Annotated in this window: 26 protein-coding genes and 3 tRNA genes; 6 read left to right on the top strand and 23 right to left on the bottom strand. The window is 52.8% G+C overall.

Annotated elements, in window-relative coordinates; translation table 11 throughout:
* Positions 1–55: 55 nt before the first annotated feature.
* The 7 genes from ABTW00_RS09135 to ABTW00_RS09105 form a co-directional block, all read right to left on the bottom strand.
* A complete protein-coding gene (locus tag ABTW00_RS09135) occupies positions 56–772 on the bottom strand; it encodes an ABC transporter ATP-binding protein (protein WP_064544578.1) in 717 nt (238 codons plus the stop codon).
* On the bottom strand, positions 769–1,647 hold the full coding sequence (locus ABTW00_RS09130; RefSeq protein ID WP_271448037.1) for an ABC transporter ATP-binding protein: 879 nt from the start codon (positions 1,645–1,647) through the stop codon (positions 769–771). The genes ABTW00_RS09135 and ABTW00_RS09130 overlap by 4 nt, the downstream gene beginning before the upstream one ends.
* Entirely contained in the window at positions 1,644–2,933 is a 1,290-nt protein-coding gene (gene livM, locus ABTW00_RS09125; protein WP_433640303.1) for a high-affinity branched-chain amino acid ABC transporter permease LivM, read from the bottom strand. The genes ABTW00_RS09130 and livM overlap by 4 nt, the downstream gene beginning before the upstream one ends.
* 9 nt (positions 2,934–2,942) lie before the next feature.
* Positions 2,943–3,857: an ABC transporter permease subunit gene (locus ABTW00_RS09120; RefSeq protein WP_064544597.1), complete on the bottom strand. Its 915-nt coding sequence runs from the start codon at positions 3,855–3,857 to the stop codon at positions 2,943–2,945.
* Between the two features lie 79 nt (positions 3,858–3,936).
* Positions 3,937–5,055, bottom strand: coding sequence for a branched-chain amino acid ABC transporter substrate-binding protein (locus tag ABTW00_RS09115; protein WP_064544573.1), 1,119 nt, complete (start codon positions 5,053–5,055; stop codon positions 3,937–3,939).
* 405 nt (positions 5,056–5,460) lie between these two features.
* A complete protein-coding gene (locus ABTW00_RS09110) occupies positions 5,461–6,336 on the bottom strand; it encodes a hypothetical protein (RefSeq protein WP_433640300.1) in 876 nt (291 codons plus the stop codon).
* 173 nt (positions 6,337–6,509) lie between these two features.
* The gene (locus tag ABTW00_RS09105; protein ID WP_433640298.1) at positions 6,510–7,394 is read right to left on the bottom strand and encodes a LysR family transcriptional regulator; all 885 of its coding nucleotides are present in this window, start codon (positions 7,392–7,394) and stop codon (positions 6,510–6,512) included.
* A gap of 35 nt (positions 7,395–7,429) precedes the next feature.
* Between ABTW00_RS09105 and ABTW00_RS09100 the strand changes: the two genes are divergently transcribed.
* Together ABTW00_RS09100 and ABTW00_RS09095 are read left to right on the top strand one after the other, a co-directional pair.
* On the top strand, positions 7,430–8,248 hold the full coding sequence (locus tag ABTW00_RS09100) for a sulfite exporter TauE/SafE family protein (RefSeq protein WP_245191240.1): 819 nt from the start codon (positions 7,430–7,432) through the stop codon (positions 8,246–8,248).
* A gap of 120 nt (positions 8,249–8,368) precedes the next feature.
* Complete coding sequence (locus ABTW00_RS09095) at positions 8,369–9,325, top strand: diguanylate cyclase domain-containing protein (protein ID WP_433640296.1); 957 nt, start codon at positions 8,369–8,371, stop codon at positions 9,323–9,325.
* A 268-nt stretch (positions 9,326–9,593) separates the two neighbouring features.
* Here the strand turns inward: ABTW00_RS09095 and ABTW00_RS09090 are convergent.
* From ABTW00_RS09090 to uvrY, 6 genes are all read right to left on the bottom strand, one after another.
* Positions 9,594–9,680 (bottom strand) — tRNA-Leu (locus tag ABTW00_RS09090).
* An 11-nt stretch (positions 9,681–9,691) separates the two neighbouring features.
* Positions 9,692–9,765: transfer RNA gene (locus ABTW00_RS09085), tRNA-Cys, on the bottom strand.
* 40 nt (positions 9,766–9,805) lie between these two features.
* A tRNA-Gly gene (locus ABTW00_RS09080) sits at positions 9,806–9,881 on the bottom strand.
* A 151-nt stretch (positions 9,882–10,032) separates the two neighbouring features.
* On the bottom strand, positions 10,033–10,581 hold the full coding sequence (pgsA, locus tag ABTW00_RS09075) for a CDP-diacylglycerol--glycerol-3-phosphate 3-phosphatidyltransferase (protein WP_064544567.1): 549 nt from the start codon (positions 10,579–10,581) through the stop codon (positions 10,033–10,035).
* A gap of 55 nt (positions 10,582–10,636) precedes the next feature.
* Positions 10,637–12,469, bottom strand: coding sequence for an excinuclease ABC subunit UvrC (gene uvrC / locus ABTW00_RS09070; protein ID WP_433640293.1), 1,833 nt, complete (start codon positions 12,467–12,469; stop codon positions 10,637–10,639).
* Positions 12,466–13,122: a UvrY/SirA/GacA family response regulator transcription factor gene (uvrY, locus tag ABTW00_RS09065; RefSeq protein WP_064544562.1), complete on the bottom strand. Its 657-nt coding sequence runs from the start codon at positions 13,120–13,122 to the stop codon at positions 12,466–12,468. Before uvrY ends, uvrC begins: the two co-directional genes overlap by 4 nt.
* 456 nt (positions 13,123–13,578) lie before the next feature.
* On the opposite strand from uvrY, the gene ABTW00_RS09060 reads away from it, so the two are divergent.
* On the top strand, positions 13,579–13,803 hold the full coding sequence (locus ABTW00_RS09060; protein ID WP_064544561.1) for a DUF2594 family protein: 225 nt from the start codon (positions 13,579–13,581) through the stop codon (positions 13,801–13,803).
* 69 nt (positions 13,804–13,872) lie between these two features.
* On the opposite strand, the gene sdiA is transcribed toward ABTW00_RS09060, so the two are convergent.
* The 8 genes from sdiA to ABTW00_RS09020 form a co-directional block, all read right to left on the bottom strand.
* Positions 13,873–14,595, bottom strand: coding sequence for a transcriptional regulator SdiA (sdiA, locus tag ABTW00_RS09055; RefSeq protein WP_065357815.1), 723 nt, complete (start codon positions 14,593–14,595; stop codon positions 13,873–13,875).
* A gap of 320 nt (positions 14,596–14,915) precedes the next feature.
* Complete coding sequence (gene tcyN / locus ABTW00_RS09050) at positions 14,916–15,668, bottom strand: L-cystine ABC transporter ATP-binding protein TcyN (RefSeq protein ID WP_433640290.1); 753 nt, start codon at positions 15,666–15,668, stop codon at positions 14,916–14,918.
* Positions 15,665–16,333, bottom strand: coding sequence for a cystine ABC transporter permease (tcyL, locus tag ABTW00_RS09045; RefSeq protein WP_064544553.1), 669 nt, complete (start codon positions 16,331–16,333; stop codon positions 15,665–15,667). Before tcyL ends, tcyN begins: the two co-directional genes overlap by 4 nt.
* A 13-nt stretch (positions 16,334–16,346) precedes the next feature.
* On the bottom strand, positions 16,347–17,333 hold the full coding sequence (gene dcyD / locus ABTW00_RS09040) for a D-cysteine desulfhydrase (protein ID WP_433640288.1): 987 nt from the start codon (positions 17,331–17,333) through the stop codon (positions 16,347–16,349).
* An 81-nt stretch (positions 17,334–17,414) separates the two neighbouring features.
* The gene (tcyJ, locus tag ABTW00_RS09035; RefSeq protein ID WP_064544593.1) at positions 17,415–18,215 is read right to left on the bottom strand and encodes a cystine ABC transporter substrate-binding protein; all 801 of its coding nucleotides are present in this window, start codon (positions 18,213–18,215) and stop codon (positions 17,415–17,417) included.
* An 85-nt stretch (positions 18,216–18,300) separates the two neighbouring features.
* The gene (gene fliZ / locus ABTW00_RS09030) at positions 18,301–18,852 is read right to left on the bottom strand and encodes a flagella biosynthesis regulatory protein FliZ (RefSeq protein WP_240492971.1); all 552 of its coding nucleotides are present in this window, start codon (positions 18,850–18,852) and stop codon (positions 18,301–18,303) included.
* A gap of 60 nt (positions 18,853–18,912) precedes the next feature.
* Entirely contained in the window at positions 18,913–19,632 is a 720-nt protein-coding gene (locus tag ABTW00_RS09025) for an RNA polymerase sigma factor FliA (protein WP_064544586.1), read from the bottom strand.
* Positions 19,633–19,798: 166 nt separating this feature from the next.
* The gene (locus ABTW00_RS09020; RefSeq protein WP_433640285.1) at positions 19,799–21,058 is read right to left on the bottom strand and encodes a FliC/FljB family flagellin; all 1,260 of its coding nucleotides are present in this window, start codon (positions 21,056–21,058) and stop codon (positions 19,799–19,801) included.
* Between the two features lie 265 nt (positions 21,059–21,323).
* Between ABTW00_RS09020 and fliD the strand changes: the two genes are divergently transcribed.
* Genes fliD through fliT form a run of 3 tightly spaced genes read left to right on the top strand, consistent with a single transcriptional unit; the run spans position 21,324 to position 23,539 of the window.
* Positions 21,324–22,730 (top strand): flagellar filament capping protein FliD, encoded by a 1,407-nt coding sequence (gene fliD, locus ABTW00_RS09015; protein ID WP_433640283.1) that lies wholly within the window; start codon positions 21,324–21,326, stop codon positions 22,728–22,730.
* A gap of 24 nt (positions 22,731–22,754) precedes the next feature.
* The gene (gene fliS / locus ABTW00_RS09010; protein WP_065357811.1) at positions 22,755–23,165 is read left to right on the top strand and encodes a flagellar export chaperone FliS; all 411 of its coding nucleotides are present in this window, start codon (positions 22,755–22,757) and stop codon (positions 23,163–23,165) included.
* Positions 23,165–23,539, top strand: coding sequence for a flagella biosynthesis regulatory protein FliT (fliT, locus tag ABTW00_RS09005; protein WP_433640280.1), 375 nt, complete (start codon positions 23,165–23,167; stop codon positions 23,537–23,539). Before fliS ends, fliT begins: the two co-directional genes overlap by 1 nt.
* Before the next feature lie 42 nt (positions 23,540–23,581).
* Here fliT and yedD read toward each other — a convergent pair whose 3' ends face one another.
* A complete protein-coding gene (yedD, locus tag ABTW00_RS09000; protein WP_433640278.1) occupies positions 23,582–23,995 on the bottom strand; it encodes a lipoprotein YedD in 414 nt (137 codons plus the stop codon).
* Positions 23,996–24,181: 186 nt separating this feature from the next.
* Entirely contained in the window at positions 24,182–24,493 is a 312-nt protein-coding gene (fliE, locus tag ABTW00_RS08995) for a flagellar hook-basal body complex protein FliE (RefSeq protein WP_433640275.1), read from the bottom strand.
* Positions 24,494–24,563: the final 70 nt, after the last annotated feature.

Here is a 24,563-nt window from a genome sequence, read left to right as displayed (position 1 = left end):
TTCAGTTCAGGCGCAATGATGCAGGAGTTTAGCATTGAACTCCAGCAATGCTTTGCTACACGCCGCCCAGATAGGCCTTGCGCACCTCCTGATTGCCCAACAGTTCCTCACCGCTGCCGCTGAGACGAATTTGCCCGTTCACCATCACGTATCCCCGGTCAGAGAGCTTCAGCGCATGGTGAGCATTTTGTTCCACCAGAAAAATAGTCATCCCATCGCGAGCCAGTTCACGCAGCGTATGGAAAATTTGCTTCACCACAATCGGCGCCAGTCCGAGGCTGGGCTCATCAAGCAGCAGCAGTTTCGGTCGGCTCATCAGCGCACGGGCAATCGCCAACATCTGCTGCTCACCGCCGGACATGGTCATCGCCCGCTGCTTACGCCGCTCTTTGAGACGAGGGAACAGATCGAACATGCTTTGCAGATCCTGAGCGGCGTACTGGTTACCAATGGGGATGGTACCCATCAAGAGGTTTTCTTCCACGGTCATATCGGGGAAGATGCGCCGCCCCTCCGGCGCCTGAGCGATCCCCGCCGAGGCGACATAATGGGTGGTACGATGGCTGATATCGTCGCCGCAGAAGAGAATTTGCCCGCTGCGCACGCGCGGCTGGCCGAAAATGGACATCAACAGCGTCGATTTCCCCGCGCCGTTGGCGCCAATCAGTGAGACGGTTTCGCCCTTGTTGACCTGCAGCGAAACCTGCTTTAACGCCTGGATAACGCCGTAATAGACATCAACCTCACGAAACTCCAACATCGGTTCGCTCATAGGCTGACCTCGTCTTCGCTGGTGCCGAGATAGGCGGCAATGACTTTCTCATCGTGCTGAATTTGTTCCGCCTTGCCCTGGGCAATGACATCGCCGTGGTCCAGCACGATAATATCGTCCGAAATGTCCATCACCATCCCCATATCATGTTCAATCAGCAGCACGGTAATGCCGTGATGCTCACGCAAGAAACGGATAATTTTGCTCAGCGCCCGCGTTTCCACGGGGTTCAGCCCGGCGGCGGGTTCATCAAGACAAATCATCTCCGGGCCGGTGCACATGGCGCGGGCAATCTCGAGGCGACGCTGCTGGCCATAGGACATCTCACCCGCCAGCCGGTTGGCGCAGTCAACCAGATCCACCACCTCAAGCCAGTAAAAAGCGCGATCCAATGCGGCGCTCTCGGCACGGCGATAGGCTGGCGTATTGAGGATCCCGGCGACCAGGTTGCGGTTGACCTGCATATGCTGCGCGACCAGCAGATTCTCCACCACCGACATCTCGCGGAAAAGACGGATATTTTGGAACGTCCGCGCCAGCCCCGCCCGGTTCACGAGGTGAGTTCCGCCAAACATCTTGTAAAAAATCCGCTGCCCGAGGCGTGCCGGGTTAACCCAGTCACCCGGCTGAAACTTTTGTCCGAGAATCTGGATGACGTTAGTGGTTTTACCGCGCGTATTGAACAGAATTTTGCCGCCGGAAGCCTTGTAGAAACCGGTCAGGCAGTTGAACACCGTGGTCTTTCCCGCGCCGTTGGGGCCGATGAGCGCGGTAATCGAGCCACGCTGTACCTCCAGATTGACATCGTTCAGGGCTTTAATACCGCCAAAATGCATCATCAAATGCTCAACGCTTAAAATCACATCCTGGCTCATGGCGCCACTCCTTTACGCACCGCAAATCCGCTGCGATTGATGCGAATCAGCCCCCGAGGCCGCCAGATCATCATCACCACCATCAATACGCCAAACAGCAGCACGCGATACTCGGCAAAACTGCGCAATAGCTCGGGGGTAACGGTCAGTACAAACGCCGCCAGCACCACGCCGATGGTCGAGCCCATCCCGCCCAGCACCACGATGGCGAGAATCAGCGCCGATTCAAAGAAGGTGAACGAGGTGGGATTGACGAAGCCCTGATAGGTGGCGAAGAACACGCCGGCAATTCCGGCGGTCGATGCGCCGAGGGTAAAGGCCGACAGCTTCACCAGCACATGATTCAGGCCCATCGAGCGGCAGGCGATTTCATCTTCACGTAGCGCCTCCCACGCGCGGCCAATCGGCATACGCGTCAGACGATGTTTGATATACAGCACCAGCAGTACCACCAGCACCAGAACCGCGTAGATAAAAATAAACTTCAGATTAGGGTTATAGGTGAGATGGAAAAACTCGTGGAACGGTACACCGCCCTCTTTCGCCCGCCGTCCAAATTCGAGGCCAAAGAAGGTTGGCGGCGGTGCGGAAATCCCGTTCGGGCCGCCGGTAAAGCTGAGCCAGTTGTTAAGGATCAGACGGATGATTTCACCAAAACCAAGGGTCACAATGGCCAGATAGTCGCCGTGCATGCGCAGCACCGGAAAGCCAAGCAAGGCGCCTGCCGCCGCGGCCATCAGCGCCGCCAGCGGTAGCATCGACCAGAATCCCAGCCCCAGATACTGATACCCCAACGCCAGCCCGTAGGCGCCAATGGCATAAAACGCCACGTAGCCCAGATCTAAAAGCCCGGCGAGACCGACTACGATGTTCAGCCCTAGCCCCAGCAGCACGTAGATCAGGCCGAGGATCGCCACCGTCAGCACATATTTGGTGGCGACGAACGGGAAGCAAACCGCCAGTGCCAGCACCAGTGGGATTATCCATCTCATTCGGCTTTTATAGTCCGGCGCACGCACATAGACGCCCGCATTATCGCTTTCAAAGCGGGATGTAAAACGTCGGCCGAGCGCGGTGGTGGCCATTGCGCTAAGCGCAAAGCGCCCCACCATCACGACGGCGATAATCCAAATTAGGCGTTGACCTTCAAAGTTGAAGCTGTAGCCATCAAGCACCACGCCGACAATCGGGCCGAAGATAATCAGCGCCACCAGGCCGGAAAAAATTGCGTCAAGAATGCAGCGTTTGAGGGAAAACGCCTCATGTGAAGCTATTGAATGCGTCATCGTCCACTCCTACACTTTGGCCACAATCGGGCGGCCAAGCAGCCCCTGCGGGCGGAAAATCAGGATCACCACCAGCAGTCCGAACGAGAACACATCTTTATAGTCGGAGTTGACCATCCCGGAGAACTGCGCTTCGGCCACGCCAAGCAGCAGCCCCCCCAGCATCGCCCCCGGTAGGGAACCGATACCGCCGAGCACCGCCGCGGTGAACGCTTTGATGCCGATGATAAACCCGGCATAGAAGTCGAAGGTGCCGTAGTTCATGGTGATCAGCACCCCCGCCAGCCCCGCCATCGCCGCGCCGATCACAAACACCAGCGAGATGATACGATCGGTGTTGATGCCGAGAATCGAGGCCATTTTGCGATCCTGCTGCACCGCCCGGCACATACGTCCGAGACGGGTGTGCCCAATAATCCACGTCAGCAGCAGCATCCCGGCAAACGAGGCCAGCAGGATAAAGATTTTGGTATAGGTAATCTGCACGAAACCGTCCCCGATATGCAGACGCAGCACACCGTCGAGCATCGTCGGCACCCCCTGCTGGCGCGGACCCTGGCTGATTTGCGCATAGTTTTGCAAAATCAATGACATGCCGATGGCAGAAATCAGCGGCGCCAGACGAGTGGAATTACGCAGCGGTTTGTAGGCAATACGCTCAATCGTCCAGCCGTACACGCCGGTAACCACGATGGTAAAGACCAGCGTGCCGAGGATCAGCAGGGGGAAAGAGTGCAGGCCAAAGAAGGAGAGTAGCGCCAGACCAATGGCGCAGAGGTAGGCTGAGATCATATACACTTCGCCATGAGCGAAGTTAATCATGCCGATGATACCGTAAACCATGGTGTAACCAATGGCGATCAGCCCGTAGACCGATCCTAGCGTCAAGCCATTGACTAACTGTTGCAGAAAGAATGTCTCCATCATCGCGCGCTCGTGTTATTGGCCGTGTTATAGAGCGCCGGTATGCAAGCACACCGGCGCTGAGCGTGACTCCATCCGGTTACTCAACTTCCTTATACTTGCCTTTGTCATCCCACTGATAAACGACGTAGTCCGAGACTTTCAGGTCGCCCTTGCTGTCCCAGGCTTTCTTACCCATGACGGTTTCGACCGGGTTGGCCTTCAGCCATTCGCTGGCTTTCGCCGAATCAGGACCGGCCGCTTTAAACGCCGCCGCGATGGCCTGAATAGAAGCATAGGAATAGAGGGTGTAACCTTCAGGCTCAAACTTATTGGCGCGGAATTTTTCGATAACCGCCTTGCCGTCAGGGATCAGGCGCGGATCTTTGCCAAAGGTCATATAGATGCCGTTGGTATACTGCGGACCACCGGCGGCGGTGACCATCTCTTCGTTGACGATACAGTCGCCGGAGAAGAATTTCGCCTGCACGCCCTGCTCACGCATCTGACGTACCAAAGGGCCCGCTTCAGGGTGACAGCCGCCGAAGAAGACCACGTCCGGCTTCTGAGCGCCAATTTTGGTCACCAGCGCATTAAAGTCTTTTTCACCACGCGACAGGCCTTCATACATCACATCCTTCACGCCGCGCTTGGCCAGCGCCGCGCGAGTCGCATCCGCCAGTCCCTGTCCGTAGGTATCTTTATCGTGGATGATAACCACCCGTTTGGCCTTCAGCTTATCAATGATGAAGTTGCTGGCAACGTCGCCCTGCTGGTCGTCGCGGCCGCACATACGGAACATATCGTTCATTCCGCGCTCGGTGATTAGCGGGTTTGTTGAACCAGGGGTGATGGCCAGCACGCCCGCATCGTTATAAACCTCGGAGGCGGGCATCGTCGAAGAGGAACAGAAGTGGCCAACGACGGCCTGAACTTTGTCCTGATCGACCAGACGGTTCGCTACCGCCACGGCCTGCTTCGGTTCACAGGCATCATCGCCCTGTACCAGCTTAATTTTCTCGCCGTTAATCCCACCCGCAGCGTTAATATCCGCCGCGGCCTGGGTCGCGCCGTGCCAATATTGATCGCCATAGGTAGCGTTCGGCCCGGTAAATGGGCCAGCGACACCAATCACAATATCGGCCTGGGCGGAAAACGCCGTCACCAGACACCCTGCCAACACAATCGAAAGCGGACTTCTTATTAATTTCAGCGACATTATTATCTACCTTAGCAAAAGAGGTTTATGCATAACGGTGTGAAGCCGAACCACCGGCGCACGCGCCGGACTGACGACATCCTGACAATATCCTGCTGATAACGGCGAGGTTTCCTTACGCTTTTCAGGTCAAATCATTAAGCAAAATGGTTGCCAACTTTTCGCAACCATCGCGCGGATTTTGACAATTTTGAGTATAGAGCGCCGTTACAGGGCCTCTGCACCGACGAAGTGAAATTACGGGAGGGATCACATCTGGTTAACAATAAAGTACATAAATATTGCAATAGTCACGCTTTGCGCATTTTTGTAGCAAGTTGTGCAAACTATGCTGCGCGGTGGTGCAGGCTATAGGCATCACAAAAAAGCCCGCTGGGGAGCAGGCTTTCGGACAACATGATAAGCTTATTCTGGCAGTTTAAATTGCCACAGCGCGGCGTCTTTGTGCAGCGGGTCAAGCTGATACGCTTCGTTGAGTTTCGGGTGATCGGCAATCAACTCAGCCAACGCCTGTCCATTTTCGATAGGTTCGAGGTTGTAAGCCATATCCAGTTTACGTACCGCTTCAATAAACCGAGGGCGAATGGCATATTTTTTGACGCTTGAATTCTCCTCGTATCGCTTTATCTGCGCGATGGCAATCATCCAGAACATGGGCCGCCACCAGGCCCAGGAAAAATCACAGCGGCCAATCACATCGCTGGCATTATGTTGATGGGCAAGGATCGTGAAGAAATTCATCAATTCATCAAGTTTATAACGATCGTTCTGTTCTTCCCGTTTAAACGTACTAAAACCGTCGTAACGGGTAACCAACTGAATTCGTTCCCAGGCGTTATCCTCCAGCATCCGTTGCTCGGAGACGAAAAAGCGGGAAATCATAAATTCAAAGTAGCGACGGCTCGCCATTGCTGGAATCAGGACATTCATTGACGAATTTTTGACGCCCTGAAAATACTCGCTGCAGTAAGTCTGGAATAAGTTAATGACGGCCCCTTCTTTTGCATGCTCCGCCGACGCGCGGTTAGCCTCAGCCGTTTTAGCTAACTCCGTTTTGGTTTGTTGCAGTTCGTAAATTTGTAGGGAAACCGTAATAATCACCCCGCACAGCGCTAAGCCGGCAAACAGCGCGTTCACGCTGCTGAACATATCCGCTAACGGCTGGGTAGTCTTCGACTTGATCCACACCGGATCGGCACCCATATACCAGGCCCAGACCCACAGCCCAAAAATTAATGTTGTCGATCCTATCAGCAGCATATAAAAGGTTTTGTTCTTCATTACCCTATCCTTACAAGGCGTTAGCGCACACTATACGCGAGGGATAAATACAATTTCATCTACTATTCCCGGCAGGTTTTATCTCTATTAAGCCGACAGGCTGGCCCACAATGAATCAGGGTCAGAGTTGAATCAACTCAAGACAGAATCGGGCAACGATATCAGGATATTGATTAATGAGTTCTGAGAAAGTCGATTAATTCTGTTATTGGTGGGCTTAGTGAATCCGCTGTTTTATAGCAAATGCAGATTCGTCGCCGTGCCCATGGGTCGGTTAGCGGTAATACATGGTAATGGTATTTTTTACGGAAGCGTTCAGCGACTGACACGGGAATAACCCCTACGCCAATACCACTACTGACCATTTCGCAAACCCCTTCAAAGCTGCTCATTCTGATGCGATACGTCAGTGGGTGACCCAGTTCTCTGGCATGTCCGTTGATGTGCTCCTGCAGCGCGCTGCCGGGGTAAAGGCCAATAAAAGTCTCGCCGAGCGCTTCTGAGAGAGAGACTTCATGGCGAAATCCAAACGGGTGCGTGGTCGGAACGATAAGGGCAAGCCTGTCATCTGCTATGGGTTCAAGCATCAGTTCGCGGGGGTCAACAGCATCTGAGACGAGACCGGCTTCCGCGATCCCATTATGTATGCTGTTAATAATATCCGTACTGGTTCTCTCTTCTAACTCAATGGTCACATTAGGGTGTTCTGAAAGCCACTTAGCCAGTCTACCGGGCAGAAATTCTGCCATTGCAGACGTATTGGCATACAATCGTACCTTTCCTCTCACTCCTTTAACGTAAGCGCCGAGTTCAGCGTTAAGCCGCTCGTGCCGGGAAAGTAATTCACGGGCGTGGCCGACCAGGATTTCACCGGCATCTGTCAGGCTAACGCCTCTGGGATGTCGAGAAAAAAACTTTACCCCGATATCTTCCTCCATGCTTTTCAGTCTCTCGCTGGCCGAGCCAACCGCAAGACAGGCATCACGAGCCCCCTGAGTAATGCTTCCCGCATCAGCGATGCAGACGACAAGTTTCAAATCAGAAAGATCCAGCCTCATAAGATATACACCTAAGCTTTCGGATGATCCGAAGCATGATGCGTTTAAACCAGATTGTCCACTCGCGACTGAAATGCTTGAATCACTCAAAATCCTTCATCAAGGCAGATTTTGTGAACGAACAACTGTATCTCTATCTTTTACTTATATTTATCCTCGCCGGTTTCGTAAAAGGCGTGACAGGAATGGGTCTACCAACGGTGGCGATGGGATTAATTAGCTTGTTCATGCCTCTTCCTGTCGCAGCAGCGCTGCTGGTTATTCCTTCTTTCGTGACGAACGTGCTCCAGCTTTGTACCGGCCCCTCAGTAAGGCAGATTATCCAACGTCTGTGGCGGATGATGTTGCTTCTGTTGGCTGGCACGGCGGCCGCCTCTTCACTGCTAATCAGCATAAATGCAACCTGGTCAGCGTTTGGGCTGGGTGTGGCTTTACTTATTTACGCAGCTTTTGCGCTGGTGTCGCCGTCCTTTACGGTCCCGGAGTCCAGAGAGAAATGGCTGTCTCCGGTTATTGGCGGCGTGACAGGTGTCATCACCGGCGCGACAGGCGTGTTCGTAATGCCAGCCGTCCCCTTTCTCCAGTCGCTTCGATTAAGCAAAGATGAACTCGTTCAGGCTCTGGGGCTGTCATTTACCGTTTCGACCGTGGCGCTGGCCGCAGGTCTTTATCTGCATGATGCTTTCAGGGTGGAGCAGTTTTCATTGTCTTTTTTATCTCTATTCCCTGCCCTGGCCGGGATGTGGCTTGGGCAGAAAGTGCGGGCACGCATCAGCGCCAGACTTTTCAGAAAATGTTTTCTCCTGTTCCTGATTGTGCTTGCCCTGGAGTTGATTTCACGCCCCTTTATCTGATTTGTCGCTGATGTAACTGCTATCTGTGGTCGTTCGGGCAAACGAGCTCTTTTTTGAACTATATTCAAATGATTGGTAAGCCTTAATCTGGCATAAACATATCTATTTCTTCGAGGTGATATGAAATTCCCTGGCATCCCGGATAATGAGGAAGAGCGTCTAAGATCCCTTTATCTGGCAGATCTTCTTGATACAGGCTCCGAAGAACGTTTTGATCGTTTAACTCGTCTGGCAAAAAAAGTCTTTCAGGTGCCCGTGGTACTGATAAGTCTACTCGACCGTGAGCGCCAATGGATGCTAGCGTGCGAAGGATTGGCTACCCGCGAAACGCCTCGCAACATCTCTTTTTGTAGCCACGCCATTTTGCAGGATGGCCCCTTTATTGTTAACGACGCATCTCACGATGAACGTTTTCATGATAACCCTCTGGTTACCGGGGAACCTTACATAAGGTTCTACGCAGGGTATCCCGTGCATCTGCCTGATGGCGCTATCGCAGGTACCCTTTGTCTGATTCATTCCACACCCCGCGGTTTCAACGACGAGGATATTGCTTGCCTCAAGGATTTGGCCTTTATTGTCGAAGATGAATTTAAGATTCTTGGCATGGCCTTGACCGATAGTTTAACGGGTATCCCTAATCGTCGTGGTTTTTATAGTAAAGGAGAAAAGCGATTCCGTTCCCTTACTAAAACGAATGTAACATTCAGCCTCATCTTTTTTGATCTCGATAAATTCAAACCTATCAACGATCTCTGGGGGCATGCGGAAGGTGATGAGGTTTTAAAAGTATTCGCCGCGATGGTGTACAAACTTCTGCGTCCAGGGGATATCGCAGGACGTCTCGGCGGGGATGAATTTGCCGTTCTCCTCACTCACCACGCCAGGGCCGATTTATTTTTGCAAGATTTGCGTAATAACGTCGATGAGTACAATCAAAACTCGGGTAAGCCCTATAACATTAATTATTCCTACGGAATGTTGCAAAATGACCCGGAGCGCTACCCGTCGTTAAGGGAGATGCTTAAAGAAAGCGATGAGGTGATGTACTCAGCAAAGCGCCGGAAACATGCATAAGCGTACACTGGTGTTATTTTGAGTGTTTTCCCTGAGGGACGTGGGGAAAATGCCGGAGTCGATACAAGCGTATTTTGAAGGGCGATGGTTAATTATTTGTACGCGTGAGAAACTCAGATAAATGACGCTCGAAGACCTGATGCGAATCGCTTCAAACAACGTTCATATTAGGAAACATATTAGGAAATGAGGTTTCAGGCACAAAAAAACCACCTTTCGGTGGTTTTTCACGACACTGCTTATCATTGATTTTATTCTACTTTTCCCATGGTAGCCGGAGTGGGACTTGAACCCACACAGCGCGAACGCCGAGGGATTTTAAATCCCTTGTGTCTACCGATTCCACCATCCGGCCAGGGAAGAAAGTGGAGGCGCGTTCCGGAGTCGAACCGGACTAGACGGATTTGCAATCCGCTACATAACCGCTTTGCTAACGCGCCTTTAAATCTTAAACATCCGCTATTGCCGATGCTTTTAAATTGGAGCGGGAAACGAGACTCGAACTCGCGACCCCGACCTTGGCAAGGTCGTGCTCTACCAACTGAGCTATTCCCGCATTATCAAGTCGATTCGTTAACCACTTGATTTTGCTATCGTCTGGCAATCAGTGCTGCCGTTCGATGCGTTGCATTCTACTTATCTGACGCGGTGAGTCAACGGTATTTTTCGCAACTTTGTATCGTTTGCTGAAAATTACGCCGAAACGATCACTCTTGAAGCAAATCGCCGCGCGCGGCGTTCAGATATTGCAGCATAGACCACAGCGTCAGCACCGCTGCCACGAGGAATAGCGCAATACCGGCCCACTCAACCCACATATTCGGACGCCACAGCATCCACACCAGCGCGGTCATCTGCGCGGTGGTTTTCACTTTACCGATCCACGAAACGGCAACGCTGCTGCGTTTACCCAGCTCGGCCATCCACTCGCGTAACGCCGAGATAATAATTTCACGAGCGATCATCGTTGCCGCCGGCAAGGTGACCCACCAGGTGTGGTAATGTTCCGCCACCAGCACCATGGCAATCGCCACCATCACTTTATCCGCAACCGGATCGAGGAAGGCACCAAAACGAGTACTCTGGTTCCAGCGACGAGCGAGATAGCCATCAAACCAGTCGGTGACGGCGGCCACAAAGAAGATCAGCGCGCAGACAAACGGCGCCCAGACGAACGGAAGGTAGAACGCCAGCACAAAAAACGGAATCAGGATGACGCGGAACAACGTAAGCAATGTAGGGATATTATATTGCATGGCGTGGTAACTATCTGTTGTTAGTAAATATTAGCCCTATGTTGCTACAGAGCCCCTAATGTTTCAACGAGTAGAAGATCTTTTCTGCTAAGCCGAGCGAGATTCCCGGCACTTTGGCGATATTTTCGATGCTTGCCTGCTGTAAACCTTGCAGCCCACCCATGTACTTGAGCAGCATCTGACGCCGCTTCGGCCCCACACCTTCGATTGTCTCCAGCGAGCTGGTGCTTTTCACTTTGGCGCGCTTTTTGCGATGCCCGGAGATAGCGTGATCGTGCGATTCGTCGCGGATATGCTGGATCACATGCAGCGCAGGAGAGTCAGGAGGCAAACTAAAACCCTCACCTTCCGGCTCAAAGAACAGCGTCTCAAGCCCGGCTTTACGGTCGCTGCCTTTCGCAACCCCTAACAACAGCGGGTGATGCTTATCCCACGGCACGTTGAGTTCGGCAAAAACCGCTTTCGCCTGGCCCAACTGCCCTTTCCCACCGTCGATAAGAATGACATCCGGAATTTTACTTTCATCAATCGCTTTACCGTAGCGACGGCGCAGCACCTGGTTCATCGCGGCGTAGTCGTCACCCGGAGTAATACCGGTAATGTTGTAGCGACGATACTCGGCGCGCAGCGGGCCGTTAGCATCGAACACCACACAGGAGGCCACCGTCTGCTCGCCCATGGTGTGGCTGATATCGAAACATTCCATCCGCTTAATCGCCGGCAACTTCAGTTCGATAGCCAGCGCCTGAAGGCGCTGATGTACGGTCGACCGTTGAGACAGTTTAGTCGACAGCGCGGTCACCGCGTTGGTGCGCGCCAGCTTTAAGTAACGCGCACGATCGCCACGCGGTTTAGTCTGTACCTGAATGCGTCGCCCGGCGAGCTCAGAAAGGGAGTCGGCGAGCAACGTTTTATCTTTGAGCGAGAAATCGAGCAGGATCTCGCCCGGAAGCGTGCGCACCTGGCTGCCCTGGAAATAGAACTGACCAACGAAAGTCTCTACCACTTCGCCGAGCTCGGTATCGCTTGGCACCTTGGGGAAATAGCTGCGGCTACCGAGGACTTTGCCCTGGCGGATAAACAGCACATGCACACAGGCCATTCCCGCCTCGAACGCCACGCCAATGACGTCCAGATCGTCACCGTTATTCGAGACAAACTGTTTTTCCGTCACTCGACGTACGGCCTGAATCTGATCGCGGATGCGGGCGGCTTCCTCAAACGCCAGCGCATGGCTGGCTTTCTCCATGCGCGCGATCAGCTGCGTCAGCACCTGATCGTCTTTACCCGCGAGGAACAGCCGTACATAGTTCACCTGCTGCGCGTACTCTTCTTCGCTCACCAGCCCTTTCACACATGGCCCCAAACAACGACCAATCTGGTATTGCAGGCAAGGACGCGAGCGGTTGCGATAAACGCTGTTTTCGCACTGGCGGACGGGGAAGATTTTTTGTAACAGCGCCAGCGTTTCCCGCACGGCATAACCGTTGGGGAAAGGACCAAAGTACTCGCCTTTGGCGTGTTTGGCGCCGCGATGCGTCGCCAGACGCGGATGGGTATCCGCGCTGAGGAAAATAAAGGGATACGATTTGTCGTCACGCAGCAACACGTTGTAACGCGGCTGATAGAGCTTGATGTAGTTATGCTCCAGCAGCAGCGCTTCCGTTTCGGTGTGGGTGACGGTGACATCAATCTGGGCGATTTGTGCTACCAGCGCTTCCGTTTTGCGAGAAGACACCTGCGTACGAAAATAGCTGGCAAGGCGCTTTTTGAGATCTTTGGCTTTGCCAACATAAATAACCGTGCCGCCGGCATCATACATACGATAAACGCCGGGCTGGCTGGTTACGGTTTTCAGAAAGGCTTTTGAATCAAAAACATCACTCACTGACTTGCTAACGACTCCGCATTGCACAGGCCATGGCGAATTGCCAGGTGGGTCAGCTCAACATCACCGTGTATGTTCAGCTTGCTAAACATACGGTAGCGGTAACTGTTCACCGTCTTGGGACTCAGATTCAACTGTTCTGAAATCTCATTCACCTTCTGACCTTTAGTGATCATCAGCATAATCTGCAATTCACGTTCAGACAAACTGGAGAACGGCGATTCCGTCTTTTCCGGCTCAATCTGACTTAATGCCATTTGCTGAGCGATGTCTGAGGCGATATAGCGCTGACCGGAGAACACCGAGCGAATGGCGTTAACCACCTCTTGCGGCGCGGCGCCTTTGCTCAGATAACCGGCCGCACCGGCCTGCATGACTTTTGCCGGCAGCGGGTTTTCCGTGTGTACGGTTAGCATGATAACTTTGGTATCGACCGCCGAACGCGCAATTTTACGCGTTGCTTCAAGGCCACCAATGCCAGGCATGTTCATGTCCATCAATACAACATCAACAGGATTGGCACGGCACCACTTAACCGCATCTTCCCCGCAGTTAGCTTCGCCGGTGACTCTAATACCTTTTATATCTTCGAGAATGCGTCGTATCCCTGCGCGCACCAGTTCGTGGTCATCAACAAGAAGGACGTTGATCAAAGGAATAATCTCCAGAATAGGGATAACGCTACTACTTCTTAATTCCCCCATACTACCGGGTTTTATATCATCTGTGAAAGTCTAAAAATGCCAGGGCTTCGATTTCGATCTCGTTTTTGGAAATAATCATGTACAGAGACTGGAAAGCACTAAAAAACAGTAAGATGCCTGTGGCAGATATCAGTATGCTTGCGGGGATTAACGACGTAAACAGGTGCTTTGTCGTATATTTGATAAATAGGCCTTATAATATGTAACAACAATTAACGATGACGGAACCGTATTTAAACATTTTGCCCCTAACCCGCTGTCTATGCAGTCGAAATAATAATTAATATCAGATCTGAGCAGCGAACAAAAAACAGGCACTCCTTTTTTTCCCCCGGCTTGTGGTATACTGCGCCGCTTTCATAATCCGCATCGCGCATAATGCGCAGAAATTGTACGAGGCAATAAATGAGCACACCTGATTTTTCCACTGCAGAAAATAATCAAAATCTGGCCCAGGAAGTTTCCTGCCTGAAGTCTTTGCTGACCCTGATGCTGCAGGCGATGGGCCAGGCTGATGCCGGTCGCGTGATTATTAAAATGGAAAAGCAAATTGCGCAGTTAGAAGATGAAGCTCAGGCTGCCGTATTTTCCAGCACCGTTAAGCAAATTAAACAAGCTTACCGCCAGTAATAAAAAACCGGCTGTCAGCATTGCTGCTGACAGCCGGTTTGCCGTCTGCACGCAGAACGCGAATACCAGTCAGATCAATCCAATCGCCGCTGCATAGCAGGCAATCTGCGTTTTGTTCGGCGCATTAAATTTTTTCTGCATGTTCTTTTGATGGAAATTCACCGTATTCTCAGAGATCGACAAAATCATCGAGATCTCCGCAGAGGTTTTCCCTTCCGCCGTCCATTTCAGAATTTCTAATTCCCGCTTGCTGAATTTCATCTCCCGCGGCATCACCATTTCATCTTCCACACGCAATAATGCCAGCAGGCTCATTTCCAGCAGAATTTGTAAACGCAGAGCGATTTCATCCTGGTCTGGAGTAAAGCCTGGCGTACGGGTGCGCGACACCGAGAGGAAGCCGTGCGCATGGTTAGGCAACATCAGACATTGCGTAGCGCCGGTTTGTAGGCCATGCGCGCGCGCGGCATGCCACAACTCCTGAGCATCGCTGAACAGCTCGTCGTCCCAGGGTAAATGGCCCAGCGAGAAATTATCAGGTTTCAGCACAGGATCGATAGCCATATAGTTCGCAGACTTATAATGCGACATCCAGGCATCAGGATAAGTGGTATACACAGAAATGCGCGGTCGGGTAAACGGCACCGGATGCCGAACACACAGGGCGAAGAAATCGTATTCCAGATATTCTGTTTGTTGTTGAAGTAACGCGTATATCTGTTCGCTTGCCGTAGCAGCCTGGAAAAGATGCAGCATTTCCCGCCGCCAACTGAAAAAATCATCGTCTCTCATAACGAACGAGAAATCCCCTGATCAATAATCATTTTTATGAATACAGAAAGCTAACACATAAATCTTATTTATATGTATAAAATATCACGCCACTCTAAAATAATCCTAATTTGCCTCATTTCTGTAACTTAGCGCACGATATTACTGCTCTCAGGCGCTTTATGGCCGTTTCAGATGAAATAATATTTACCTATTGATTGAGCATGCTTAAGTAAAATTTTTCATTAAAAAGGTGATGATACAGAGGCGTCATTATTTGCTATGCGAATTAAGTTCGATGAAAGGCACGCAGGTTGGGTAACCCGCGCGCCTTTGGAGAGCTACTGCATCAAGAATTTTTCGAGGAACTGACGGGTACGAGCCTGCTGTGGATTGGCGAACAGCGCCTTAGCTTCCTCCTGCTCCACAATTCGCCCCTGATCCATAAAGATGGCGCGGTCAGCAACATCACGGGCAAAGCTCATCTCATGGGTCACGATGACCATCGTACGCTTCTCCTGCGCCAGCGCGCGGATAGTGTTCAACACCTCACCCACCAGTTCGGGATCCAGCGCGGACGTCGGTTCATCAAACAGGATCACATCCGGACGCATCGCTAGCGCACGGGCAATCGCCACACGCTGCTGCTGGCCGCCGGAGAGACGGCGCGGATAGCTCTCTTCTTTACCTGAAAGCCCCACCTTGCTTAATAGCTCGCGAGCGCGGGCAACCGCACCGGCTTTATCTTCACCCTTCACGATCACCGGCCCTTCAATGATATTCTCCAGCACCGTACGATGTGGGAACAGATTGAAGCTTTGAAACACGAACCCGACGTGCTGGCGCAGGCGGCGAATCAGCCCTTTCTGCTGGCCGATAGGGCGCGCGGTATCAATCGTGATATCGCCAACGCGGATGGTGCCGCTTTCCGGCTGTTCCAACAGATTAATACTGCGCAGCAGCGTGGTTTTGCCGGAACCGCTTGGCCCGATAATGGCCACCACTTCTCCCTCTTTCACCTCGAGATCGATACCGTGCAGCACGGTCTGTCCGTGGAATTTTTTAACCAGGTTTTTGACTTCAATTGCACTCATTTCGGGTCTCGCTCCTGGCGGTTTAGCTGGTTTTCAAAATAGTTTTGCAGCACCGACAGCACGGTCGCCATCACCCAGTAAATCAGAGACGCGGCCAGATACATGGTGAACACTTCCAGCGTACGTGAGGTGATCAGTTGAGCCTGACGGAACAGCTCCGGCACCTGAATGGTCGCCGCCAGCGAGGTATCTTTCACCAGGCTGATAAAACTGTTCGACAGCGGCGGCAGCGCGACGCGCGCCGCCTGCGGCAGAATCGCCCGGCGCATCGTCTGCCACGGGGTCATGCCGATACTTGCCGCTGCTTCCCACTGGCCTTTATCGATCGACGAAATCGCCGCACGCAGCGTTTCGGCAGCATAGGCCGCCGTATTCAGCGACAGGCCAATCATTGCCGACGGAATGGGATCCAGTTCGATACCAAACTGCGGCAGACCGTAGTAGATCATAAACAGCTGGGCAATCAGCGGCGTGCCGCGAAAAATAGAGATGTAGCAACGTGCCAGCCAGCGTACCGGCGCAATGGGCGACAGGCGCATCAACGCGAGAATAAAGCCCAACACCAGCCCAAAGAACATCCCGCCGATACTGAGCTGGAGGGTAAAGACCGCGCCTTTGAGCAGATACGGCGCGGAGTCGATCACTAATTGAATACTTTCTTGCATGAGCGCGTTCTATTTAAATGTGAGGATGATAGGCGAACAGCGCAGGCGCGCCGCCGGTATGGACGAACAGAATGGGCCCTTCATCTTTGAAGCGTTTCTGGCTGACACCGTCGATAAGCCCGGCCATCGCTTTACCGGTGTAGACCGGGTCGAGCAGAATGCCTTCCAGACGCGCGAGCAGTTTCACCGCTTCCATGCCGTCATCGTTCGGAATACCGTAGCTCGGGGCGAAATAGTCGTCCCACAGCGTGATCCCGGCGGTAGCCGTCAATTCAAGGCTGCGCGCAATCTCCTGCTGGAGCGTGACCACTTTCGGCAGTTGATCGGCCACCTTGCGGGAAACGGTGACGCCAATCAGCTCGGCTTCCGGCATCACCTGCTCGAGCCCCACGGCCAGACCAGCATGGGTTCCCGCGCTGCCGGAGGCTACCACCACGGAGGAAATCGACACCGCACCTTCGCACTGCTGAGCGATTTCCAGCGCGCTCTCCACGTACCCCAGCGCGCCCAGCGCGTTTGAACCGCCCACCGGAATCACATAAGGACGAAAGCCCTGCGCTTCAAGACGCGTCGCCAGTTCAGCCAGCTGCGCGTTCGGGTCGGTCAATGCCTCACACATCTCCACCTGGGTATTAAACAGATCCAGCAGCAGACGGTTGCCGTTGCTGAGATAGTTTTCTGCCTTCGTCCCCATCGGATTTTCCAGCAGCGCCACGCAGTGCAGCCCCAATTTTGCCGCCACCGCCGCCGTCTGGCGCACGTGGTTAGACTGGATTGCCCCAGCGGTCACCAGCGTGTCGGCCCCTTCACGTAGCGCGTCGGCAGCGAGAAACTCCAGTTTACGCAGCTTGTTTCCGCCCATCGCCAGCGGCGTGACGTCGTCGCGTTTGATAAAAATGTCGCGCCCGATGTAGTCGGAAAAGCGCGGCAGGTATTCCAACGGCGTCGGCGCGCCAATAAACTCAAGGCGCGGAAAACGGGTTAAATTTTGCAGTGACATAGCATCTCCTTAGTCTCGTTTTTATTATGCGCCGTAAATAAAAAAAGGCGCCCTTTCAGCGCCTTTTTTCCTTCAGAGCAACTAGTGCGTAACGTCAGCTCCAAACCATTTTTCGGACAGCGCCTTCAGGCTACCGTCTTTCTGCATGGCGTCAATAGCGCTATCCACTGCTTTGAGCAGATCGTCGTTGCCTTTACGCAGCGCAACGCCTGATTCCTGACGGGAGAACGCATCACCGGCCACCGCCAGCGTATTGTTGGTTTTCTTCACCAGATCCAGCGCCGCCAGACGGTCAACCAGAATGGCGTTGATACGGCCAACGCGCAGATCCTGATATTTGGTCGGGTCATCGTCGTAAGTCCGGATGTCCACGCCCTGCACGTTCTGACGCAGCCACTCTTCATAGTTGGTGCCCAGACCGACGCCGACTTTTTTACCTTTCAGATCCGCCGCGGTTTTGATGGAGTCTTCGCTGCCCTTCTTCACCAGCGCCTGAATACCGGAGATGGTGTACGGGGTGGAGAAGTCATATTTCTTCTGACGTTCCGGCGAAATGGTGACCTGGTTAATCACCACGTCGATACGTTTGGAGTCCAGCGACGCCAGCATACCGTCCCATTTGGTCGGTTTCAGATCGGCCTTAACGCCAAGGTGTTTAGCCAGTTCGTTAGCGAAATCGACTTCAAAACCGGTCAGCTTGCCGTCATCACCCTGGAAACTAAACGGAGGATAGGTCCCTTCCAGCCCAACGCGCAGCGTGCCGCGTTCTTTAACCTGGTTTAATAAATTTTCGGCAGCAAAGGCTTGCACGCTTGCTCCCGCAACCAGCGCAACGGCCATTACGCCCATCAGCGCCTGACGACCCAGAAACTTCAGTTTCATTATACCCCCGAAAAACATTATTTTTCCGTAGTGTAAACCGTTCATCATCAATGACAAACACCCATAAGATCCATGTTATTCCAATTTAATATATATCAGAGGTTTCACGGTCTGCGAAGTTTTGTGCGTTGTTCAGCGCCTGCTGGTGATGAAATCGCAGGTATTTACGCAGTGCAATACGATAATTGTTGGTGCTGGTATCCGGCAGCCACGCCTCCAGCTTGACGTCAGCCTGGCGTTCCAGCAGCAGCGCGCGCGGCACCTGTTGCGCGGAAAAGTGGTTGCCAAGACGACGCAGACGCACGACGTATTCACGCACGGTACCGGCGCTCATGTCGGTATGTTCGAGGAGGTATTGTTTGAAGCCGATGATATTGAAGAAGGCGCTCTGCTCTTTGCAGTGCAGATCGCCGCAGAAACGGCACAGCGCGGACCATGCCTCGCGTTCCTGTTGCCAGGCCGCGTCGTCCATCAGGGTATCGAGACGGGATATCGCGATTTTATTGACTATCTCCCCCTGCCGGACGAGCGTGATGCGGTCGAGCAGTTTATGACAGTGCGCGCAGTGCGTTTGGCTGTGTTTGAAGTCTTTCAAATAGCGGCTTAGGGGCCGTCTTTTTACCTGCATCATCATGATAACTCCGGGTTTTCATTGATTAATGCGGCATTCTTTGGTTGAACGTAACGTTATACCAACCTACAGCTTACCCAGCTTGATGCGCAGACGCTTGATCGCCTGACTGTGCAACTGGCTGACGCGCGATTCCCCTACTTCCAGCACCGCGCCAATCTCTTTAAGATTGAGCTCTTCCTGGTAATAGAGGGTTAACACCAACTTTTCACGTTCCGGTAAGGCTTCAATCGCCTCCATCACGCGCTGGCGAAGATCGCCTTCCAACAGTTGATGCAGAGGGTTTTCGTGCTGATTCTCTTCCGTCACCAGTTCGATGCTGTCGCCATACTCTTCCCGCCACTCATCGTAGGAAAAAAGCTGGCTGTTATTGGTATCTAACAGCACCTGACGGTATTCCTCAACCGCAATCCCCAATCGCTGCGCGACTTCGGTTTCCGTCGCGTTTCGTCCCAGCTCTTGCTCCAGTTGACCCAGCGTTTGCGCAACTTCACGCGCGTTCCGCCGGACGCTACGCGGCACCCAGTCACGGCTGCGTAATTCGTCCAGCATCGCCCCACGGATGCGTTGCACTGCGTAAGTGGTAAATGCCGTACCTTGCAGAGCGTCATAGCGTTCAACAGCGTTCAATAAGCCGATACCGCCCGCCTGGAGCAGATCGTCCAGTTCCACGCTCGCCGGCAAACGCACCTGGAGGCGCAGCGCTTCATGGCGCACCAACGGCACATAGCGTTGCCATAGCGAGTGTTTATCCATTACACCTTCAGCGGTATACATTGAATTCACGATAAACAGCCCTGCATTAATATGAGTTATCGGCACGATTATCCGTTTCTATAGCCGTTTTAATCGGTGGAACAGTGGGAGAAATGTGGGGTTATTTGCGCAGTAAAGTGAAATTTCAGTAACAAAAAAACCCCGCCGAAGCGGGGTTGGGTCAGGATGAGAGCGATTAGCCCTGCAGCAGAGACAGAACCTGCTGCGGTACCTGGTTGGCTTTCGCCAGCACGGAGTTACCGGCCTGCTGAATAATCTGCGCTTTAGACATGTTGGACACTTCGGTCGCATAGTCGGCGTCCTGAATACGGGACTGCGCTTCAGACAGGTTGGTGGTGGTGTTGTTCAGGTTGGTGACCGCGGAATCCAGACGGTTCTGGACGGCACCCAGGGATGAACGGAATTTATCGACAGATGCGATAGCATCATCAAGAGCTTTAAGTGGATCTGCGGTGAGATTACTTGGTGCGGTGGTAAGAGCCCCCGCTGTAACTACGCCAGTATCAGTAATATTAGCGACATTATAGGTCGCCGCTTTAGTCGTCGCGTCAGTAGTCTTAATCAAATAAGCATCTTTACCATTGGCATCTTTGTACTGAACCAATGACTGATCTCCAGTTAATGCAGCCGTATCGATTTTAATATCTTTACCGATAGTTGTAATTGCAGTTGTGGAGGTAGGGCTGTCACCCGTTTCAGCCGTTGAATTGAAGCTGATGGTACCAGTTTTATTGTCAACTTGAGCATCATAGTACTTACCAGCATTCAGAACATATGATTTACCGCCATCCTCTACTAGCGTAGAACCACTTGTTAAACCCGATGCTTTACCGTCGACAAAGTTAGCATCAGCAACAGTAATTTGCTTGTTAATTGTACTTCCATCCTTAAGACTATTACCAAGATTGGTAACATCAAAAGAGCTTAGATTTAAGGTATTGGAATCAATTTTCTTAAGGTCGATAGTGATGGTCTGTCCATCATTAGCCCCAACCTGAATACTCATTTTACCGTCTTTAGCAAGAACATTGACGCCGTTAAACTGTGTCTGACTTGATACACGATCAATCTCATCCAGACGGGATTTAATTTCATCCTGGATAGAAGAGAGGTCGGAATCAGAGTTCGTGCCAGTAGATGCCTGAACAGTCAGTTCACGCACACGCTGCAAGTTGTTGTTGATTTCAGACAGCGCGCCTTCAGTGGTCTGCGCAACGGAGATACCGTCGTTGGCGTTACGTGCCGCCTGAGTCAGGCCTTTAATGTTGGAGGTGAAACGGTTAGCAATCGCCTGACCCGCTGCGTCATCCTTCGCGCTGTTGATACGCAAGCCAGAAGACAGACGCTCGATAGAACTGGACAGAGCAGACTGGTTCTTGTTGATATTGTTCTGAGTGATCAGCGAGAGGCTGTTGGTATTAATGACTTGTGCCATGATTCGTTATCCTATATTGCAAGTCGTTGATTACGTAATGGGTTTCCACCCGTCGGCTCAATCGCCGTCAAACTTGTTATCGTCTGCCGTTAAACAACCTTTAGAATTTTTTTTCGCAATCACGCATTTTTTTAGCCGCCGAATTACTCTTTTCTCTTGCCCTTATTCCCGCCATTAAAAATTTAGAATTAAGCGTAAACTTTGTGACATCCAGGCCGATAACCCCGGTATTCGTTCTACGTGTCGACAGATAAAAGGAAATCACATGGCAAGTATTTCATCGCTGGGAGTCGGGTCGGGCCTGGATTTAAGTAGCATTCTTGATAGCCTCACCGCCGCCCAGAAGGCAACGCTGACGCCTATCTCTAAACAGCAGACGTCTTATACCGCAAAGCTGAGCGCCTACGGGACGCTGAAAAGCGCGCTGACCACGTTCCAGACCGCTAACACCGCGCTGTCAAAAGCTGACCTGTTTTCCGCCACCACCACTACCAGCAGCAGCACCGCGTTTAGCGCCACCACGGCGGGGAATGCGATTGCCGGGAAATACACCATCAGCATCAGCCATCTGGCACAGGCGCAAACGCTGACCACCAGCACCACCAAAAGCGATACCAAAACCGCGATTGCCACCAGCGACAGTACGCTGACCATTCAACAAGGCGGCGGTAAAGATCCGATCACCATCGATATCAGCGCGGCCAACTCCTCGCTGAGCGGTATTCGCGATGCCATCAACAACGCGAAAGCGGGCGTCAGCGCCAGTATCATCAACGTCGGTAACGGCGAATATCGTCTGTCGGTGACCGCAAATGACACCGGTAGCGATAACGCCATGACGTTGACTATCAAAGGCGACGACGCGCTGCAAAGCTTTATGGGTTATGACGCTAAAGCCAGCAGCAACGGGATGGATGTCTCCGTTATTGCGCAGAACGCCCAGTTGACCGTCAACAACGTGGCTATTGAAAACAGCAGCAACACCATCAGCGACGCGCTGGAAAACATCACCCTGAACCTGAACGATGTCACCACCGGCAACCAGACGCTGACCATCACCCAGGACACCACCAAGGCGCAAAAAGCCATCAGCGACTGGGTCACCGCCTATAACTCGCTGCTGGACACCTTTAGCAGCCTGACAAAATACACCGCCGTCGACGCGGGCTCCGATAGCCAGAGCGCAAACAATGGCGCCCTGCTCGGCGACTCGACGCTGCGCACGATTCAGACTCAGCTCAAAAGTATGCTGAGCAACAGCGCCAGCTCCTCGCAGTTCAAAACGCTGGCGCAGATCGGTATCTCTACCGACCCGAGCACCGGCCAGCTTGAGCTGGATGCCGACAAACTCACCGCGGCGCTGAAAAAAGACTCTACCGGCGTAGGTACCTTGATCGTCGGCGACGGCAAAAAAACCGGTATCACCACCACCATCGGCACCAACCTGACCAGCTGGCTTTCCACCACCGGCATCATTAAAGCCGCCACCGATGGCGTCAGCAAAACGCTGAACAAATTAACCAAAGACTACAACGCCGCCAGCGATCGTATTGATGCGCAGGTTGCGCGCTACAAAGAGCAGTTTACCCAGCTCGATGTGTTAATGACCTCGCTGAACAGTACCAGCAGCTACTTAACGCAGCAGTTTGAATCGACCAGCAATTCCAAGTAATCACTTTTGATCGGGAGAGACGTCATGTACGGGGCAAAAGGTACGCAGGCCTACGCACAGATTGGAGTGGAAAGCGCCGTGATGAGCGCCAGTCAGCAGCAGCTTGTGACCATGCTGTTTGACGGCGCGCTCAGCGCGCTGATCCGCGCCCGCCTGTTTATGCAGGACGGCAACCAGCAAGGGAAAGGTCTTTCCCTGTCGAAAGCCATCAACATTATCGAAAACGGGCTGAAAATCGGCCTTGATGAGGACAGCCGCGACGAGCTAACGCAGAACCTGCTGTCGCTGTATGCCTATATGGTCAGACGCCTTCTGCAAGCCAACCTGCACAATGATGTCAGCGCCGTTGAGGAAGTTGAGGCGTTAATGCGCAACATCGCCGATGCCTGGAAGGAATCTCTACTTACGCCTAACTTGATTCAGGACGCCGTCTAATGAGCCATGCACCGCACCTTTATCTGTCGTACCAAAAGCTGGTTGAAAAAAGCAATCTGATGCTACGGCTTGCCACGGAGGGACTGTGGGACGAATTAATCGCCAGCGAAATGGAGTACGTCAATGCGGTGCAAAAAATTGCTCAACTGACGCGAGAGAGCCAGCCAACCGAACCGCTTCAGGAACAACTCCGTCCGTTGCTGCGTAAAGTGCTTGATAACGAAAACACCGTAAAGCGCCTGTTGCAGGCGCGCATGGACGAGCTGGCGAAACTGGTCGGACAATCGTCAATTCAGAAAACGGTGATGACCACCTACGGTAATCAGGGCGGCCACGTGCTGGTTCCGCAGGATAAGGTTGACCTGAATCATTGATGAATAGCGCTCCGGCATCAGCTATGCCGGAGCGACAAAATTTTACGGCAGCACCGACGGCAGCGGCGCTTTAATCAAAGCGTTGGCACATTCTACCGTAGGCCGCTCAACCCGCTGCAACGTCATCCCATCGTATTTCAGCGAATTGCCATCGCGTTCCACCGCATAGACATCCAGCTTGTTGGTCACGTTGTAGACATCGCTATCGCGCAGAGTGAGTTTGCCCGGCAGCGCAATCACCCGCTGCCACTGGCGGCAGTCCAGGGTATCGCCGTCGCGGGTGACAATCAGGCTGGCCATCGCCTCCGGGCTGACCAACGCGCGCTGCGGCCCCATCGTCTGCCAGTATCCCGCCAGCCCCGCCGGAGCAGGTGATTTCACCACCGTTGAGTAGTCTTCGATCTGCGCACAGCCCGCCAGCGCCATCAGCGCTGCCACAATGGCTAATTTTTTCATTATTCATCCTGTTCCGGGAGAAAAAAACAGAAACATTATAGCGTTAAACCTGCGGGGGTTTCACGGAAAAGACGGTGGGCTGAGGGTAATCTGAACGAATGCAATGAAGCGTGGGAGGCGCCGGAGTGGAAAAGACGAATGGCAGGACTCTCCCAACGTTAAACCCAATTGAGAGAGCAACGGAAGCTAGACCTGCATCCCCATCACTTCCTGATACGCACCCACCAGTTTATTACGCACCTGAATTCCCATCTGCAGCGAAACGGACGCTTTTTGCAGATCGGTCATCACATCGTTCAACGCGATTCCCGGTTCACCTAATGAGAACTTCTCCGCCTGCGCTTTGGCGCTGTTTTGCGTATCGCTGATACGGTCGAGCGCCGCGTGCAGCTGCCCGGCAAAGCTGATGGTTGGCTGTGTATCCACGCTTTGACCGCGCGCCAGTGATGCCGTTGCCTGCATCTGCGACAGCACGCCCTCAATACCCTGAATCGCCATGTTGACTCCCAGATTGTGTTTAACCTGGGAACGAGCTTACCAGTTTGTCAATAAGATAAAGGCGCTAAAT

It is taken from the genome of Kluyvera georgiana, from assembly GCF_050990895.1.
Classification (GTDB): Bacteria; Pseudomonadota; Gammaproteobacteria; order Enterobacterales; family Enterobacteriaceae; genus Kluyvera; species Kluyvera georgiana.
Note: the sequence above shows the minus strand (reverse complement) of the source record. Positions and strands in the feature narration are given on the sequence as shown.

Bases quoted from the DNA above. Each gene is read 5' to 3' on its own strand.
- fliD (WP_433640283.1), top strand. From the start codon at position 21,324: ATGGCAAGTATTTCATCGCTGGGAGTCGGGTCGGGCCTGGATTTAAGT.
- ABTW00_RS09020 (WP_433640285.1), bottom strand. From the start codon at position 21,058: ATGGCACAAGTCATTAATACCAACAGCCTCTCGCTGATCACTCAGAAC.
- ABTW00_RS09120 (WP_064544597.1), bottom strand. From the start codon at position 3,857: ATGGAGACATTCTTTCTGCAACAGTTAGTCAATGGCTTGACGCTAGGA.
- ABTW00_RS09100 (WP_245191240.1), top strand. From the start codon at position 7,430: ATGATGCGTTTAAACCAGATTGTCCACTCGCGACTGAAATGCTTGAAT.
- pgsA (WP_064544567.1), bottom strand. From the start codon at position 10,581: ATGCAATATAATATCCCTACATTGCTTACGTTGTTCCGCGTCATCCTG.
- tcyL (WP_064544553.1), bottom strand. From the start codon at position 16,333: ATGCAAGAAAGTATTCAATTAGTGATCGACTCCGCGCCGTATCTGCTC.
- tcyN (WP_433640290.1), bottom strand. From the start codon at position 15,668: ATGAGTGCAATTGAAGTCAAAAACCTGGTTAAAAAATTCCACGGACAG.
- ABTW00_RS09110 (WP_433640300.1), bottom strand. From the start codon at position 6,336: ATGAAGAACAAAACCTTTTATATGCTGCTGATAGGATCGACAACATTA.
- ABTW00_RS09135 (WP_064544578.1), bottom strand. From the start codon at position 772: ATGAGCGAACCGATGTTGGAGTTTCGTGAGGTTGATGTCTATTACGGC.
- dcyD (WP_433640288.1), bottom strand. From the start codon at position 17,333: ATGTCACTGCAAAATTTAACCCGTTTTCCGCGCCTTGAGTTTATTGGC.
- fliT (WP_433640280.1), top strand. From the start codon at position 23,165: ATGAGCCATGCACCGCACCTTTATCTGTCGTACCAAAAGCTGGTTGAA.
- ABTW00_RS09060 (WP_064544561.1), top strand. From the start codon at position 13,579: ATGAGCACACCTGATTTTTCCACTGCAGAAAATAATCAAAATCTGGCC.
- ABTW00_RS09105 (WP_433640298.1), bottom strand. From the start codon at position 7,394: ATGAGGCTGGATCTTTCTGATTTGAAACTTGTCGTCTGCATCGCTGAT.
- fliS (WP_065357811.1), top strand. From the start codon at position 22,755: ATGTACGGGGCAAAAGGTACGCAGGCCTACGCACAGATTGGAGTGGAA.
- ABTW00_RS09095 (WP_433640296.1), top strand. From the start codon at position 8,369: ATGAAATTCCCTGGCATCCCGGATAATGAGGAAGAGCGTCTAAGATCC.
- ABTW00_RS09115 (WP_064544573.1), bottom strand. From the start codon at position 5,055: ATGTCGCTGAAATTAATAAGAAGTCCGCTTTCGATTGTGTTGGCAGGG.
- sdiA (WP_065357815.1), bottom strand. From the start codon at position 14,595: ATGAGAGACGATGATTTTTTCAGTTGGCGGCGGGAAATGCTGCATCTT.
- fliE (WP_433640275.1), bottom strand. From the start codon at position 24,493: ATGGCGATTCAGGGTATTGAGGGCGTGCTGTCGCAGATGCAGGCAACG.
- ABTW00_RS09130 (WP_271448037.1), bottom strand. From the start codon at position 1,647: ATGAGCCAGGATGTGATTTTAAGCGTTGAGCATTTGATGATGCATTTT.
- livM (WP_433640303.1), bottom strand. From the start codon at position 2,933: ATGACGCATTCAATAGCTTCACATGAGGCGTTTTCCCTCAAACGCTGC.
- yedD (WP_433640278.1), bottom strand. From the start codon at position 23,995: ATGAAAAAATTAGCCATTGTGGCAGCGCTGATGGCGCTGGCGGGCTGT.
- tcyJ (WP_064544593.1), bottom strand. From the start codon at position 18,215: ATGAAACTGAAGTTTCTGGGTCGTCAGGCGCTGATGGGCGTAATGGCC.